Here is a 15,219-nt window from a genome sequence, read left to right on the forward strand (position 1 = left end):
TGTTCCCATCGGCTAAAATGCCGTTTTTCAGCCCTGCTCTTCCTCTTTTGCGCCTGATGCGCGCGACTCGCCATGATTGCCATTGACGACTACCTGCACGCTGCCACCCGCGAGAACACCCGTCGCAGCTACCGCGCCGCCGTAAAGCACTTCGAGGAGGAATGGGGTGGCTTCCTGCCGGCCACGGCGGACGGGATTCTGCGTTACCTGGCCCGCTATGCCGGCGTGCTGGCGCACAACACCCTCAAGCAGCGGGTCTCCGCGCTGGGTCAGTGGCACATTGATCAGGGCTTTCCAGACCCGACCAAGGCGCCGGTGGTCCGCAAGATGCTGCGCGGCATCCAGGAAGTGCATCCCGCCCAGGAAAGGCGTGCCCGCCCGCTGCAACTGGATGCGCTGGAGCAGGCCGTGGGCTGGCTGGAGCAGCAACAGGACCTCGCTCGCCAGCAGGGCCGCTCTGCCGATCTGCTACGGCATGCACGCGACAAGGCCTTGTTGCTGATCGGTTTCTGGCGGGGCTTTCGGAGTGATGAACTGGCACGCCTGGAAGTGGAGCGCATCGAGGCGGTGGCCGGCCAGGGCATGCGCATCCAGCTGCCGCGCACCAAGACCGACCGCAGTCTCAAGGGCAGCACCTATCTGACGCCGGCGCTGTCGCGGCTTTGCCCGGTGGCGGCCTATCTTGACTGGCTGGCGGTGAGCGGCGTGCGCAGCGGTCCGGTATTGCGCGGCATCGATCGCTGGGGCCGCATCAGCGAGGACGCCATCCATGCCGTCAGCATCATTCCCCTGCTCCGGCGCATCCTGGGCGCAGCCGGCATTGCCGATGTGCATCTGTACAGCGCGCATTCGTTGCGCCGCGGCTTTGCCAGCTGGGCCAGCGCCAATGGGTGGGAGATGCGCGCACTGATGGAATATGTCGGTTGGAAGAACATCAGCTCGGCCTCGCGCTACGTGGATTCGCATGACCCCTATCATCGCGACATGCTGGAGCGCTTGCTGCCGCCCAAGCCTTTGCCTTCACCCGCAATCGATGCGCCAGACAGTTAAGGCCGGCATTTTGACGCAACACGCTGCCGCAAGCATGCCGACAGTGGCAAACTGGCGTCTTTGGAAAACATTGGCTGGCATGCATCTTGATAGAGGGTGCTCACCGACATGGAAGGAATCCACATGAACAAGCTGCACATTGAAGGGCATTTCGACCCCGCCACCAGTACCGTCAGCTATATCGTGCTGGATCGCTCCACCGGACAATGCGCGCTGCTGGACAGCGTACTGGACTACGACCCCAAGTCTGGTCGTACCGCGACGGCCAGCGCCGACCTGCTGATACGGCGCGTGGGGGAACTGGGCGCCTCGGTCCAGTGGATCCTGGAAACCCATGCCCACGCCGACCACCTGTCGGCGGCTCCCTATCTCAAGCGCAAGCTGGGCGGGCGTATCGCCATCGGCGAACACATCCGCCAGGTGCAGGGTGTGTTCGGCAAGTTGTTCAATGCGGGTGGTGACTTTGCCCGGGACGGTAGCCAGTTCGATCACCTGTTTGCCGATGGCGAACGGTTCCAGATCGGTGAGCTTCATGCCCGCGTGATGCATACACCGGGCCATACGCCGGCCTGTATCACCTATGTCGTGGAAGAAGCCGGTGAGGTGGCGGCCTTCGTCGGTGATACCCTGTTCATGCCCGACTACGGCACCGCCCGCTGCGACTTCCCCGGCGGGAATGCGCGCACCCTGTTCCGCTCCATCCACGAGGTTTTGAGTCTGCCGGCGCACACCCGGATCTATCTGTGCCACGACTACCAGCCCAATGGCCGTGCCCTGCAATTCGAGACCACCGTCGCCGAGGAGCGCCAGAACAACATTCACGTGCGTGACGGTATAAGTGAAGAAGAATTCGTCACCATGCGCAGCGCCCGTGATGCCACCCTGGGTATGCCGGTATTGCTGCTGCCTTCGGTGCAAGTCAACATGCGCGCCGGCCAGTTGCCGCCGCCTGAGGACAACGGCGTGCGCTACCTGAAGATTCCGCTGGACGCGGTCTGAACGCCTCCGTCCTCAGCCAATCAGTCTCTCAGTCTATTTGCAGTCCGGATTACCGTGCGTGCGCAGGCACTGGCTGCGGGCGCAGGCGGCGATGACCTGGTCGCGGCCGTATTCGTTGATGTCGACCGTGACGTAGACCGGGTATTGCTGGTACTCGGTGCGGGTGATGTCCTGGCAGACAGTATCGGTACGGTTGCCGTTGGTGACGGAGCTGCAGCGGGTCTGCCCGGTCGGCACCTGGATGGGGCGGGTACGCATTTCCATGCGGGTCTGGTTGATCACCGGGTATTGCGCGTAAGCCGCCGGTGCACACTGGCTTTCGGTGGCGCGATAGGCTTCGGTGGCACAGCCCGATAGCGCCAGCCCCAGGCACAACATGGCAAGGTAGTGCCACGGCGCGCGCTGCCGCGCCTGGCCAATCGACCGGCGCGACCGGTGCGACAGGCCAGGTCCGGGCAAGGGGCCGAGGGCGGGCTGGGTGGATTTCATGGGTTCTCCGGCGATCAGGGTAGGCAAAACGGCGATCATGCTACCTCAAATACCGGGCGTCCCGGGGTTTTCAAAGAGCCAGACCCTGCCAGCCGCCCTGCTTCCACTGCACCAGGCCGCTGCCGGCAAAGCGCCACAGATGCAGCCATCCATGCTCCAGCAACTGCCGCACGATGGCATGGCGGGAGACGATGTCGTCGATGGCTGCCTGCGGGGCGTCCACCACTACCGTCAGCCGCAAGGGCTCATGCACCCACTGCTGGCCGTCATGCAGTGACTGGCGCGACAACCCGATGCGCAGATCGCCGCCATTGCCTTCGAATACGCCAATGGTGCCGCCCACCACGTTGTGCAGCAGCTTGTTGCCGCTGCCCAGTCGCACCGGGTCGCTGGTGGACGCGTGGTACTGCCAGTTGATCCAGTGGGTCACCAGCATGGGTGCGGTCATCAGCAGTTCCAGCACGCTGCCGTCGGCGTCCTGACTGGCGTCGTAATCGTGCAGGAAGCAACGTCCGCCCAGATCCAGTCCACGGCTGCGCGCGCGGGGCGCAATCAGAAAGGCGGCATTGCCGGTGAGCCCCCATTCCGGGCGGGTCTCGGCACCGTCATTGGCGCGCCGGCGCAATGCCTTCAACAGGGCCGGTGGCGTCAGCCTGTCCTGCAGGCCGAGCCGGCCAGCGCGTTCACGGCGCACCCGGTCGCCGGCCTCGGCCAGGGTCGGCTGCAGGGCATCCCAGCGCTGGCGGGCGTTCGTCGGCAAGAGGTCCAGATCGAAGGCCTCTACCTCGTCGGTGGTGGTGTTGTGCAGGAGGGCCAGGAAGCGGCTGTCCTCGGGAATGAGGATCCCCTGCTCCAGCAGGCGGCGCCGCACCTCGGTCTCATTGAGCAGCTGTGCCAGCGTACGGGCATTGACCTCGCCGGTCTGGCCGCAGCAGGCGCCGCAATCCAGGGCGGCCGCATGCGCATTGTTGGCCGACTGGCTGCCATGGCCCACCAGCAGCACCAGCGGCGCGATCTGCCGATCCAGTCCCATGGCGTGCAGCACCCGGGCGGCCAGGGTGATCTTGTCGGGAAGCGAGATGGCGTTCAGTTGCGGACGGCAGAGCTGGCGGTAACGGCTCGGCAAGCCGTGCAGGTCGTCACGCGCGCGTTCGGCCTGTCCGGGGCGCAACCACTTCCACAAGCCCCCCAGCGCCGTCACGCCGGCCACCTCGACGAAGGAAAACGCCGAACCCGGCCAGCGAGTATTGCCCTGCCACTGTTCCTTGGTGGCCAGGGTCTGGCGCCGGCTGCGGCTCACGGCGTCGGTCAGCACGCTGCTGGGCTGGGCGGCGCCGGCCGGCTGGATGGTATCGCGCACCTGGTAGGCCGGTGCCAGCAGGCCAGGCAATTGCGGACGACTGGCTTCGCTGGCCAGCGGGGTATAGGCCACCGGCAGACCGAAGAAACCGGCGAAGCCCAGGGTCTGCATGCCGGGATGCACGCTCTCCAGGGCGCGGCGCAAGGGCTCGCTGCGCACGTCGATGCAGAAGGCGGCTTGCACCTCGATGGTAGGCGCAGCGCTCGCGGCGGGCTCGCCGTGGCGCTGCAGTTGCTGCGCCAGACGGCGCTGATAGCCGGCCTCCAGGGCCACCTGCCAGAGTTCGTCCACCAGCAGATCGTGCTGCGCCTGTTGCAACCGTTCCGGCGAACGCGCCCAGGCCTGCTGGACGGTGTGGAAAGCGTGACCGGCGGCGGCATCGTCCTTGCACTCCAGCAGCAAGGCGCCCCAGGCCATGCGGATGGCCAGCAGTTCGCGCAGGTGCTGGTCCTCACCCTGTTCCAGGCGCGCCTGCCAGCCTAGATACGCGCACCAGGAGGCCCAGCCATTGACCGTCAGCAGCACTGCTTCCAGATAATCGGCCCAGACTTCGCTGGGCAGGCCCAGGTGCTGCATGACCCAGCGCTCGGCCTCATGGGCGCTGGGCGGCAAGGCGCGGATCCCATCGGCGATGTGTGGCAGGCCCATCAACAGGCCGATGCCGTGGTCATGCTCCAGCGTCTCGCGCCAGAAGGCGTAGAGGCCCATGCCGCGCTGCGGCTGCCAATCGGCCTGGTGACGGTCGAAATAGGCGGCACAGGTCTGGCTGACCTGGTGCGTGATGGCCTGCCGCCAGGATAGCCGGGTATGGCGCTGCGGATCGTTGTCCAGGACGTCGATCAGCAAGGGCAGCCGCTGCACCTGGGTGGGCGAGGTCAGCATCGCCAGGCAATGGGCCTCGTCGATGCCACGGTCGGCCGCTTCCTGCGACTGTTGCAGCGCATAGCGCAAGTCGTCGCGGGTGACGCGGCCCTGCTCCCAGGCCTGGCGCAACTGCTCCTGCGGCGGGAAGACCTGGATCCCGCCCAGCAGCAGCATGCGCGCAGCAACCTGGCGCAGCGGCAGGCCCACGCGGGTCCAGTGGGGATTGACGGCAATGGCGCGATCCAGTGGCCAGGCCGGGGCAATGGCGCCGCAGGCGTCCTGGCAGGCTTGTTCGAGCAGACGGTCCTGTTGCCCGGTCCAGGCCTGTGCCTGCACCGGCGCGCTGGCCAGCGCTGCCTGGGCATTCTGATGGAAGGCATTCATGGGTGTTCTCCTTGTGATCCGGATCTGGCTGGCTCAATGCCGGGCATCGCCCAGCAAGCTGGGCGCGGTCTGCGTTGTAGCTAGAACTCATTTCATAAATAGGCGCGAGTGCGAGCGAGTCCCGTTTGGGATGAAGTGCAAGGCGCGGATTTGGGTCAAGACTGGGCGTCTTGACCCAAATTCGTAACGCAGCAATTCGCCCAAACGGGCCGCTCCCTCCGGGTTCTGCCCAGAAAGGGCGCTGGCCGCGTTGCGCTCCTTGCGTGTGGCACCACCACACGACGCGTCGCGCGCCTTGCCAGCGCCCTTTCTGGGCAGAACGCATCTCGCGACTATTTATGAAATGAGTTCTAGATTGTTCTGTTGACTTGCGGCCGCCCGGCGCGCTTTGGGCGCCCAGTCGGATGGCCACAGGGTCAAGGCCAGGCGGGTGTAGGCCTCATCCAGGTAGAAGCCGGCGTAACTGCGGCGACGCCATGCCGCCATGGCTTGCGGGCGAAGCTGCAGCAAGCCCATGCAGACATAGAGGGCCAACATCGTCAGCAGCGCCAGCACACCGTAGCCGGTGCGGGGGAAATCGACGATCTGCAGCGGCAACCGGTGCGCCACGAGGGCAGCCAGCGTCAGGCCGGCGGCGCCACCCAGCCCCAGGCCGATGCTGCGCAGGCCTGCCCCCTCCGGCCGCTGCGGCTGCCACAACAAGGGTGCCCAGGCCAGGGCCAGCACCCCGCTCCACCACCACGGCCAGGCCGCATGGGGACTGACGCTTTGCAGGGCCAGGACCAACGCAGCGCTGAGCAGTGGTGCTCCGACCACGCTGGCCGTGGATGGCAGGGCCGGCGCATGCAGGGCTTGCAGCCGGGTGTCCCGCACCACCGACGACGCGGACAGGAAGGCATGCGCCTTGTACAGTGAATGACCGATCAGATGCAGGGCCGCGAACATGTACAGGCCGGCAGCGCATTCGAGCAGCATGAAACCCATCTGCGCCACGGTGGACCACGCCAGCTTCACCTTGATGCTGATGCGTGTGAGCATGACCAGCCCGGCCAGCAGCACCGTCCCGCCACTGACCACCAGCAGCACGCTGCGCGCGGCCACGGCCTGCTCCAGCAGCGGTGCAAAGCGCACCAGCACGAAACCGCCGAGGTTGACCACGCCTGCATGCAGCAGGGCCGAAACCGGCGTGGGCGCCTCCATCACCTGGATCAGCCAGCCATGCACCGGCAGCAAGGCGGTGCGCAGGATCACCGCCAGCACCAGGCAGAGTGCGCTCAGCTGCAGGCCCGGGGACATGGCATGTTGCTCCGCGTGAGGCAGGTGAGCCAGGTGAGACCAAAGCGCCGGCAACGAACCGCTGCCGACTGCCGACCACGCCAGTGCGGCCGCTGCGACCAGCAGCACATCGGCCAGGCGGTCGGCGATGCGTTTCTTGTAGGCCGCCAGGCGAGCGAAGGGCCGGTCCGGGTAGAAGCACAGCAGCTTTTCCAGCGCCAGCCCGACCAGCGCCCAGGCGGCGATGAGCACCAGCCAGTGGTCCGCCAGCAGCAAGAGGTGTACGGCCATCAGCACCACCGACAGGGCCGCGATGTACTGGCGCTGACCGCCCTCCCCCTGCAGGTAGCGTGCCGAAAAGCTGCCGATCACCGTGCCCAGGCCCTGCACCAGCAGCGCCAGCATCAGACCGAGGGTCGACGTACCCAGAACCCCGGGCCAGGGAGCGCCATGGCGGTCGAAGAACAAGGCTGCCACGGCCAGCGACAATGCCAGCAACAGCGCCAGGCCTGAGAGTGCCTGGTAACAACGCCACAGACGCATGGGTGGCAGCGAGGTGCCGGCCGCCAGAGTGGCCATGGCAAACATCAGCCCGGGCGCTGCCCAGGCTGCGCAGGAAAGAACGGAAATGGCGGTCATGACAGGAAGCCTCATGCAGTGCGATGGCCGGATGATGCTTGTCAAAGATCGTTCTGTAAATTACATTTATATGAACAAATCAATCTATAAAAAAGAACGATGCGACTAGAACAGCTTAATTTCCATCATCTGCGCTATTTCTGGCGAGTCGCCAAGCTCGGCCATTTGACCCGCGCGGCGGAAGAGCTCCATACCTCGCAATCGGCGGTGTCAGCCCAGATTCGTCAGCTGGAAAAGCAGCTGGAAGAAGATCTCTTCATCCGCGAGGGCCGTCGACTGAGCCTGACTGATACCGGTCAACTGGTCTTCACCTATGCCGACAATATCTTCGGCTTGAGCCAGGAAATGCTGGGCCGCCTGGAAGGCCGCTCCGCCGGCATCACCCGGCTGCGGGTGGGCAGCGTGGCGACGCTGTCGCGTAACTACCAGGAAAACTGGCTGCGCCCCATGATGTCGGACGCCACCGTGTCGCTGACCCTGGAATCGGGCTTGCTGGAAGGCCTGCTGGAGCGGCTGGTGCAACACCAGCTGGACGTGGTCCTGGCCAACGAGACGGTGCCCTCCGACCCGGATCGTCCGCTGCACTGTCGTTTCCTGGGCAGCCAGGCGGTATCGGTTGTGGGCCCGGCGCAGCGCTGGGAAAGCCGCAGCCTGCGTATCCCGCAAGATCTGGAAGGCGTGGATATGGCCCTACCCGGGCCGCGCCACGCACTGCGCATGCAGTTCGACGCCCTGTGCATTTCCAACGATGTGCGCCCTCGCATGCGCGCCGAAGTCGACGACATGGCCATGCTGCGACTGATCGCCCGCGACAGCGGCTGGCTGACCGTCCTGCCGGAAGTGGTGGTGCAGGATGAACTGCGCAACGGCACCCTGGTCGTGGCCGGGCAGACCAGTGAACTGGTCGAGAGCTTCTACGCCATCACCACGCCCCACCATCATCACGACGAATGGCTTGACAAGCTGCTTGGCGCCGGGCCGGACGCATCTGGAGGGAAGCGTATCGCCGCCAAGTGAAAATCCATAGACGACTGCTATTGCCGTATTGGCAATGATTGCATTTCGTGCATGTGGCTCAATAGCACTGTTGTCATTGGAGTAATAGCGTACACTGGGGCTGTTCAGGATGAGCTTTGTCAAAGCCACCTGCTCCACGATAAGAAACGCGGCGGGGAAGATGAGAAAGGCACTTTTCAGGTATCGCAACGAGCTGGTCCGGATCGAGCTCAAATGTCCGGCCAGCCCCGACGGCGGTGCCACAGGCGGCAATGGAAGAACCGGTGTCGGTGGGTGGACCTGGGATCTCTACATCAATGGCGAACTGCAGTTTTGCGGGCAGGACGCGCCTTTTGCATTTGCCGAAGAAGCCATGGCGGCCGCCAGACAGGCCAGTTGTCGGCTGATCGATCTGCTGCACGCCGCTTCCTGAATCATCCGGGCGAGGATCTCGCCAACACCGGTCCACCGCCTGCTTGCTTGCGCGACCTCTGCCGCAGCCCCGCCCACACTCCTGCCTGCAGTCCCTTCTCTTTCCTGCCCCTTTCCTGCCCCTTTCCTGAAATCCTTGCGTTGTCCGCTTGCGGCCATTATTATATGTTTTAATATATTATATTTTTTTATATTGAAAACGCATGAGCAACGTAACCCCGCTACGCGCCGAACAGATGCGCCAGGCCGCCGGTGAAGCGGTCACCGCCCTGAAGGTCCTTGCCAATGAAGACCGCCTGCTGCTGATGTGCCAGCTGTCGCAGCAGGAGATGTGCGTCAGCGAACTGGAAGAAGCGCTTGATATCCGGCAGCCGACCCTGTCGCAACAATTGGGCGTGCTACGCAACGAGGGCGTGGTCACTACCCGCCGCGACGGCAAGCGCGTCTACTACCGTGTGGCCGATGAACGGCTGCTGGCGATGCTCGAACTGATGTACCAACTCTACTGCCCGAAGGAATGAACATGCACATTGCGTGGAACAGTTTTACCCCCGGCGGGGCGCTGGTGGGAGGTATGCTGATCGGGGCCGCTGCCGCCCTGCTGGTGCTTTTCACTGGCCGCATTGCCGGTATCAGCGGCATCGTGGCCGGGCTGCTGCAGCCCCCCTCGCGCGACACCGGCTGGCGCGTCCTGTTCGTGCTGGGACTGTTGCTGGCGCCGCTGCTCTATGGCGCCGTCACGGCCCTCCCCGCGGTGCGCATCGATGCCGGCTACCCGCAGGTCGTGCTGGCCGGCTTGCTGGTGGGGGTGGGCACGCGCTACGGCGCTGGCTGCACCAGCGGGCATGGCGTCTGTGGCTTATCCCGCTTTTCCCCGCGGTCGGCAGTCGCCACTGCCAGCTTCATGGGCGCCGGCTTCGTCAGCGTCTACCTGCTGCGCCACCTGGCCGGATTCTGAGTTCACCATCCATGGATGCAAAGATGAATAACAAAGAGATGCTCGCTGCAGGGGTAGCCGGCCTCCTGTTCGGCCTGGGACTGATCGTCTCCGGCATGGCCGATCCGGCCAAGGTACTCGGCTTTCTTGATCTGGCGGGGGCGTGGGATCCTTCGCTGGCCTTCGTGATGGGGGGAGCGATCGGGGTCGGTGTGATCGCTTTCGCGCGCGCCCGCAAGATGCAGCAATCGCTGCTGGGACAGCCGATGCAACTGCCCGCTGCCACGCGCATTGACCGGCGCCTGATTCTGGGCAGTCTGCTGTTTGGGGTCGGCTGGGGAATCGCCGGCATCTGCCCGGGCCCGGCACTGGTGCTGCTGGGTGAGGGAGAACGGAAAGGGATGGCCTTCGTCGTCGCGATGCTGGCGGGGATGGTGCTGTTCCGATGGCTGGAGAGCAGGTCACGCCACGGCAGTCAGGGCTGAACGTAGAGGTTCATGCCCTCTGCGGGATTTGCACCCGGCCTGCCGCGGCGTCGTGTCGCTGCCGTTCAACTGTGGCCGGCGGCCTGGAACATCCCCAGCAAGGAAACGCCACCGATTAGCGCCAATACCGCAATGGCGGCAACGATTGCGATGGCAGTCTTGGGCTTGCGATCGGACATGATGTTCTCCTTCTGGTGATGGTGCTATGTCAGGCTCTGCAGCCTTTGCAGTGTCAGCGGAAACGAATAGGCGATCCTGCAGCTCAGACTAGCAGAGCGCTAAAACCAGCGGCATCGGCCACTACCGCGAGCGGCCCATCATCCCGTCTGTCATCCTCGTGGGACTGCAGGAAGTCAGCGCCCGTCAGTTTCTTCACCAAGCGGCCAACAAATGCGAATTGCCCTCATTTTCGCTAATTGTCATGGCATTCTCGCCGCCCCACCCCTAGAATCTGCGCCATTCCGACACCTCGTCTACTGCATAGCCATGCCCAGATTCCATCTCGAACATCACAAGGTCGATGCCATTTCCTGGCTGCGTGCCGCCGTCCTGGGTGCCAACGACGGCATCGTCTCCACTGCCAGCCTGCTGGTGGGCGTGGTGGCCGCCAACGCCAGCCACGAGAACGTATTGCTGACGGGCGTGGCTGGCCTGGTGGCTGGTGCCATGTCCATGGCCACCGGCGAATATGTCTCCGTGCATTCCCAGGCTGATAGCGAAAAGGCGGCCTTGAGCCAGGAGAAGGAAGAACTGGCAACCGACCCCGAGGGCGAACATCGCGAGTTGATGGCGATCTACATGCGCCGTGGCCTGAAGCAGGAAACTGCTAACCAAGTAGCGACCCAGTTGATGGCCCACGACGCCCTGGACGCCCATGCACGCGATGAGCTGGGCATCTCCGAAACAACCACCGCGCGCCCGGTACAGGCGGCACTGGTCTCGGCGCTGAGTTTCGCGGTGGGCGCAGCCCTGCCGCTGGCCGTGGTATGGCTGGCCCCTGCAGGCGTGCTGCTGGAGGCGATCGTGATCGCTGCCCTGTTGTCGCTGGCGGTGCTGGGCGCGGTCGCGGCCCGGACCGGGGGCGCCAACCTCTGGAAGGGGGCCTTGCGAGTCAGCCTGTGGAGCTCGCTGGCCATGGCCAGCACAGCGGCCATCGGTTCATTCTTTGGCGCGGCGGTCTAGACGGGCCAGCGTGATCACAGCCAGCCCAGCCATTGGCCCCAGACCAGTTGCCCCAGATAGCGTGAGGGCAGCAGTGTGAAGAGCCCCGCCACCAGACAGGCGCCGACATAGATGCCCTGCATGGTGCGCCGATGCTGGACGATGTCTCCACGCCTGGCTGCGGTGACGGCGCGATAGAGCCCCACCCCGGTCAACGGCACCAGCAGATGCAGGGGCGAAAATCCGCCGACATTGGGCAAGTCATGCGAACGGATGAAGAGCGCTGACAGCGCGGTGATGACCATACAGCCCAGCCAGCCATAACCGAAGACGCGATGCCAGCGCGGACGTACCGTGCGACCCAGGCGAGTCCAGAGGGCGAGAGGCCCAATCAATACGGCACCAATGGCGGCACCCAGATGAAGGCCTACTGGAAGAGTGAGTGACATGGAGAGCAGTCAGGATTTCGATGGCTGATGGTGCTGCGCCATCGCCGACGACTCAATGAATTTGCGACGACATTCTATTTTGAGGCCGCGAAACGCATTTATCAGGGCCTGTTCATCTTCAATCGGCGAGATGCGTAGATTGAACGTGAACAGGCCCTAAAGCGCAAACGGGAGTCGTGCCATGATCCAGTCCTGGAGCGAAGGAGGAAACTGGATCGCACGTAACGGCATATCGGCGCTCTGGTCCTGATATAGGATCGCATCGCTGCCAAAGCGCAAAGCTTCGTGTTCTTCGTCGAATTTCCCGATGAGAAAATATCTTCGCGCGAGCTTTTGTCCCTCTGAATCCTTTACCAGGAGCCTGACCACCTGCCCTCTTCCGATCAGAGCCGGGGCTTGGCACAAGGTGATGTCATAGGCTGATCCACCGATCGACACCGGTCCGCCGTTCAACTCCTGGGTGGTGTCGTCGCAGTCTGCGTAGCGAGTTTCGTAGAGCTCGTCAGCAAGCCAAATGCCAAGAGTGAGCGTGAGCAGGAAGATCATTACGACTGTCCAACGTCGTCGCTTTCGCCCAATAAATCGGGCAAATATCAACAAGAGCAGTAGAGCAGCCACCAGTCCGGCAACGGCCAGGTGGCTTCCGACGTCAAGAATTAAGAAGATGACGCTTCCGGTCAGCCAGTCAGGCGGTGCGATAAAAGCGGCGGCTATACAGAGCGCCAACAGGAGATACGCAACGCGTCTCACATTCGCTCCGTATCCCGGCACAACTGCCGCAAAGCGATGTGGATGGGTTTTTCTAACCTCACGCATTGCGGCTTTGAAAAAATCCAGAAATCTCCACCTCGGTGGTGCTTTGTCCGCCACTCATTGAAGCTTTTGTTGAAGATGGGATAGTGGACGTCATCCCTACGGAATTTACTGAAGAGTCCAGTTCGCCTATCTACGGGCATGCCCATCAACCTGTTATGTAGACGTACCGAACCATCCGACAGGTCGACCGGCGAAGCGGTGTTGGCCTGAGCCTTTACAAATTCCTGAACATGATTGGCCCAATCGCCGATCATGCCTCCCAAAAATACCAGCATGCCAGTCTTGTTCCAATGCCCGAGGTATTGGGAGGTTTCGCTATCTGAATGGTCGTTGAACGAATAATTGTCACGCACGTACACGTAGACGTGAGTTACCCGGATAGATGGGTTCATACAAAACGTCTTGGTCTTCCCGAGATTGTCATATTGATAGTACTTCTCTCCTACGACTTCGACACGACCTACCGCCACACAAATACTGAAATTGGCCAGCGCTGCGGCCAGGTCCGTCATGGCCAAATCTCGGCCGATCGTTTCGTAGTTCGAAATGCGCATATGCTGAAATTGCCATTTCTTGTGAAACAAAGGGAGGTTAGTTAAATCCGTCGCCGTGTTGATCGCCAGCGATTGGCGTGCTCTGAAAGCATCTTGGGTGACATTCTCCACGCAGAACTTGAGTGCGGACTTCGCTTCGGGCGTGTAGATAGCGCGCTCCAGCAGATAACGATACTTCCATTCCACCACGCCGAATCTCCTGACCCAATTGAGGGTGATGCTGTCATCCACAGGTAGGTCGGCATGGGCCGTTTTATCCCAAACAAGCTCAGGACTTGAAAACCATTTCCTGGCCAATCTTGCGGAGACAGGCCAACCCATGTTTTCCATGGCATCAGGAATGTCCAGCATGTCGAAAGCCGGTAGCTCATCGCAGTGCTCGGCCTCGAATACCCCTGGATCGAGAAGCTCTGCCGCCCGGGCCTTAGCCTGAGAATCACCAGGTGCCAGAAGTGGCTTCTGTTTTTCCAATTGTCGGGCCAGTGTCTTCTGCCGGTCGGCCTCCCGCTTCCCGGGTCGGTTCGGGCGTGAGCCCCCTATCGCAGAAGGCGTCACATCAGCGGGAAGCACTTCCCCTGGAGCCGGGCGCGACATGGATACGGTCTGCTCACTGACCAGGGGCACGCATCCCTTTAGTCCGGAAAACAATTTCCAGGCAGGTTTTGCAAATGGAAGACTCGACGAAGCAAGTCGGTAATACGGCTGTTTTCTTGCTTTGGAATTCACCCACGACTCCTCGATGACGGGCCGGGTGTCGAAATCCAGACGTTCCTGCACCCGGTTTCCAGTGCATCAGAAATGGTGGAATGGCTCCGGGATGCACTGTGGGCGTGGATGATGGCGCAACCTTGACGTCACCTGTCAATGAATGAATACAATGCCAAGGATTTCTAGAAATATTTAAATTGGCAAGATAAGTAACGAGCGTCGGCGAACTGCTTTTCGGCGCTGCAAGCCCCTCAAGTTCTGCAGGACAGAGCAAACCTCCCCGGGTCAGCTTGCCGTATCACGCTCATCTCCCACCAGCTCCCGTACCCGCCGCGCCAGCACATCGGCTGCGAACGGCTTGGTCAATACCTGCATGCCCCGTTCCAGGTGGCCGTGGTTGAGCACCGCGTTCTCGGCATAACCGGTCACGAACAGCACCGGCAATTCGGGTCGCGGGGCGCGGATGGCGTCGGCCAGTTGGCGGCCATTCATGCCATTGGGCAGGCCGACGTCGGTGATCAGCAGGTCCAGCTCCGGATAGGCTTGCAGCAGCTTCAAGGCCGTCGGCCCGTCTTCGGCCTCCAGCACGCTGTAGCCCAGGTCGGACAGGACCTCCACGGTCACCATGCGCACCAGCGGTTCATCGTCCACCACCAGGATGGTCTTGCTGCCTGGCGCTGCCGTGGCACCGGCTTCGTCCGGCATGAGCAGGTCTTCTTCGCCCGCCTGGCCGTGGTGGCGCGGCAGGTAGATGCAGAGTGTGGCGCCCTGGCCCAGTTCGGAATAGATGCGTACCGCACCGCCCGACTGGCCGGCAAAGCCATACACCATGGACAGGCCCAACCCCGTCCCCTGCCCCGTGGGCTTGGTGGTGAAGAAGGGATCAAAGGCACGCGCCACCACGTCCGGCGACATGCCGGTGCCGGTATCGCTCACGCACAGGGAGACATACTGGCCCGGCGTCACACCGCGCTGCATGGCCGCCATGTCGTCCAGCCAGCGGTTGGCAGTCTCGATGGTGAGGCGGCCCCCATGCGGCATGGCGTCGCGGGCATTGATGCAGAGGTTGAGCAAGGCGTTTTCCAGTTGGCCGACGTCCACGAAGGTATGCCAGAGCCCGCCGGCGGCAATGGTTTCCACCGTAATGGCCGGGCCGACGCTGCGGCCGATCAGTTCGTGCATGTCGGCCACGATGCGATTGAGATCGGCGGGCTTGGGGTCCAGCGTCTGCCGTCGCGAAAACGCCAGCAGGCGCTGGGTCAACGCGGCAGCACGCTTGACGGCGGACTGGGCGCCGTTGAGGTGACGTTCGATGTCGCTGATGCGGCCCTGGGCCATGCGCACCTTCATCAGTTCCAGGCTGCCGCTGATGCCGGCCAGGATATTGTTGAAGTCGTGCGCCAGGCCACCGGTCAGTTGCCCCACCGCTTCCATCTTCTGCGCCTGGCGCAGGGCCTCCTCGGCCTCCAGCAAGGCGTTGGTCCGTTCCTGGACGCGCTGTTCCAGGGTCTCATTGAGCGAGCGCAAGGCGGCCAGGGCGCGGTTGACCTGCTCCCCGAGATTAGTACGGCAATGATGTAGAGTCTGCCCCATACGGAGGCAGCATGAAGAAACGATTTAC

The 15,219-nt window shown here is 63.1% G+C and carries 14 protein-coding genes and 1 pseudogene; 8 read left to right on the forward strand and 7 right to left on the reverse strand.

Annotation, left to right across the window (positions count from 1 at the left end):
- Positions 1-72: 72 nt before the first annotated feature.
- Both BTM36_RS04885 and BTM36_RS04890 read left to right on the forward strand, forming a co-directional pair.
- Positions 73-1,050 carry a site-specific integrase gene (locus BTM36_RS04885; protein WP_077235415.1) on the forward strand — a complete coding sequence of 326 codons (978 nt, stop codon included), beginning with the start codon at positions 73-75 and terminating at the stop codon, positions 1,048-1,050.
- Between the two features lie 123 nt (positions 1,051-1,173).
- Positions 1,174-2,049, forward strand: coding sequence for an MBL fold metallo-hydrolase (locus tag BTM36_RS04890; protein ID WP_174616810.1), 876 nt, complete (start codon positions 1,174-1,176; stop codon positions 2,047-2,049).
- Positions 2,050-2,082: 33 nt separating this feature from the next.
- Here BTM36_RS04890 and BTM36_RS04895 read toward each other — a convergent pair whose 3' ends face one another.
- From BTM36_RS04895 to BTM36_RS04905, 3 genes are all read right to left on the reverse strand, one after another.
- On the reverse strand, positions 2,083-2,538 hold the full coding sequence (locus tag BTM36_RS04895; protein WP_254426926.1) for a hypothetical protein: 456 nt from the start codon (positions 2,536-2,538) through the stop codon (positions 2,083-2,085).
- A gap of 70 nt (positions 2,539-2,608) precedes the next feature.
- A complete protein-coding gene (locus BTM36_RS04900) occupies positions 2,609-5,146 on the reverse strand; it encodes a YbcC family protein (RefSeq protein WP_077235416.1) in 2,538 nt (845 codons plus the stop codon).
- Positions 5,147-5,482: 336 nt separating this feature from the next.
- Positions 5,483-7,060 (reverse strand): NADH-quinone oxidoreductase subunit L, encoded by a 1,578-nt coding sequence (locus tag BTM36_RS04905; RefSeq protein ID WP_077235417.1) that lies wholly within the window; start codon positions 7,058-7,060, stop codon positions 5,483-5,485.
- A gap of 99 nt (positions 7,061-7,159) precedes the next feature.
- Here BTM36_RS04905 and BTM36_RS04910 point away from each other — a divergent pair, with 99 nt between their 5' ends.
- The 6 genes from BTM36_RS04910 (at position 7,160) to BTM36_RS04935 (ending at position 11,092) form a co-directional block, all read left to right on the forward strand.
- A complete protein-coding gene (locus tag BTM36_RS04910) occupies positions 7,160-8,077 on the forward strand; it encodes a LysR family transcriptional regulator (protein ID WP_077235418.1) in 918 nt (305 codons plus the stop codon).
- Between the two features lie 160 nt (positions 8,078-8,237).
- Positions 8,238-8,489 carry a hypothetical protein gene (locus tag BTM36_RS04915; RefSeq protein WP_006464829.1) on the forward strand — a complete coding sequence of 84 codons (252 nt, stop codon included), beginning with the start codon at positions 8,238-8,240 and terminating at the stop codon, positions 8,487-8,489.
- 202 nt (positions 8,490-8,691) lie between these two features.
- Positions 8,692-9,009, forward strand: a complete 318-nt coding sequence (locus tag BTM36_RS04920; RefSeq protein ID WP_006464830.1) for a helix-turn-helix transcriptional regulator — start codon at positions 8,692-8,694, stop codon at positions 9,007-9,009.
- Between the two features lie 2 nt (positions 9,010-9,011).
- Complete coding sequence (locus BTM36_RS04925; RefSeq protein ID WP_006464831.1) at positions 9,012-9,446, forward strand: YeeE/YedE family protein; 435 nt, start codon at positions 9,012-9,014, stop codon at positions 9,444-9,446.
- Positions 9,447-9,469: 23 nt separating this feature from the next.
- The gene (locus BTM36_RS04930; protein ID WP_077235425.1) at positions 9,470-9,910 is read left to right on the forward strand and encodes a YeeE/YedE family protein; all 441 of its coding nucleotides are present in this window, start codon (positions 9,470-9,472) and stop codon (positions 9,908-9,910) included.
- A 486-nt stretch (positions 9,911-10,396) separates the two neighbouring features.
- The gene (locus tag BTM36_RS04935) at positions 10,397-11,092 is read left to right on the forward strand and encodes a VIT family protein (RefSeq protein WP_006464833.1); all 696 of its coding nucleotides are present in this window, start codon (positions 10,397-10,399) and stop codon (positions 11,090-11,092) included.
- Positions 11,093-11,106: 14 nt separating this feature from the next.
- Here the strand turns inward: BTM36_RS04935 and BTM36_RS04940 are convergent, their stop codons facing one another.
- From BTM36_RS04940 to BTM36_RS04955, 4 genes and pseudogenes are all read right to left on the reverse strand, one after another.
- Complete coding sequence (locus tag BTM36_RS04940; RefSeq protein WP_077235419.1) at positions 11,107-11,520, reverse strand: DUF2306 domain-containing protein; 414 nt, start codon at positions 11,518-11,520, stop codon at positions 11,107-11,109.
- Positions 11,521-11,676: 156 nt separating this feature from the next.
- Positions 11,677-12,066, reverse strand: a complete 390-nt coding sequence (locus tag BTM36_RS04945) for a hypothetical protein (protein WP_139347076.1) — start codon at positions 12,064-12,066, stop codon at positions 11,677-11,679.
- A gap of 200 nt (positions 12,067-12,266) precedes the next feature.
- Positions 12,267-13,667, reverse strand: coding sequence for a DUF6402 family protein (locus tag BTM36_RS04950; RefSeq protein WP_139347077.1), 1,401 nt, complete (start codon positions 13,665-13,667; stop codon positions 12,267-12,269).
- 216 nt (positions 13,668-13,883) lie between these two features.
- A pseudogene (locus BTM36_RS04955) lies at positions 13,884-15,143 on the reverse strand (response regulator); the annotation flags it as partial.
- Positions 15,144-15,219: the final 76 nt, after the last annotated feature.

Source organism: Herbaspirillum sp. VT-16-41 (genome assembly GCF_001994935.1).
Classification (GTDB): domain Bacteria; phylum Pseudomonadota; class Gammaproteobacteria; order Burkholderiales; family Burkholderiaceae_D; genus Herbaspirillum; species Herbaspirillum frisingense.

Coding starts and splice junctions, on each gene's coding strand:
- BTM36_RS04910 (WP_077235418.1), top strand. CDS start 7,160: ATGCGACTAGAACAGCTTAATTTCCATCATCTGCGCTATTTCTGGCGA.
- BTM36_RS04890 (WP_174616810.1), top strand. CDS start 1,174: ATGAACAAGCTGCACATTGAAGGGCATTTCGACCCCGCCACCAGTACC.
- BTM36_RS04885 (WP_077235415.1), top strand. CDS start 73: ATGATTGCCATTGACGACTACCTGCACGCTGCCACCCGCGAGAACACC.
- BTM36_RS04895 (WP_254426926.1), bottom strand. CDS start 2,538: ATGAAATCCACCCAGCCCGCCCTCGGCCCCTTGCCCGGACCTGGCCTG.
- BTM36_RS04940 (WP_077235419.1), bottom strand. CDS start 11,520: ATGTCACTCACTCTTCCAGTAGGCCTTCATCTGGGTGCCGCCATTGGT.
- BTM36_RS04935 (WP_006464833.1), top strand. CDS start 10,397: ATGCCCAGATTCCATCTCGAACATCACAAGGTCGATGCCATTTCCTGG.
- BTM36_RS04925 (WP_006464831.1), top strand. CDS start 9,012: ATGCACATTGCGTGGAACAGTTTTACCCCCGGCGGGGCGCTGGTGGGA.
- BTM36_RS04920 (WP_006464830.1), top strand. CDS start 8,692: ATGAGCAACGTAACCCCGCTACGCGCCGAACAGATGCGCCAGGCCGCC.
- BTM36_RS04905 (WP_077235417.1), bottom strand. CDS start 7,060: ATGACCGCCATTTCCGTTCTTTCCTGCGCAGCCTGGGCAGCGCCCGGG.
- BTM36_RS04945 (WP_139347076.1), bottom strand. CDS start 12,066: ATGATCTTCCTGCTCACGCTCACTCTTGGCATTTGGCTTGCTGACGAG.
- BTM36_RS04915 (WP_006464829.1), top strand. CDS start 8,238: ATGAGAAAGGCACTTTTCAGGTATCGCAACGAGCTGGTCCGGATCGAG.
- BTM36_RS04930 (WP_077235425.1), top strand. CDS start 9,470: ATGAATAACAAAGAGATGCTCGCTGCAGGGGTAGCCGGCCTCCTGTTC.
- BTM36_RS04900 (WP_077235416.1), bottom strand. CDS start 5,146: ATGAATGCCTTCCATCAGAATGCCCAGGCAGCGCTGGCCAGCGCGCCG.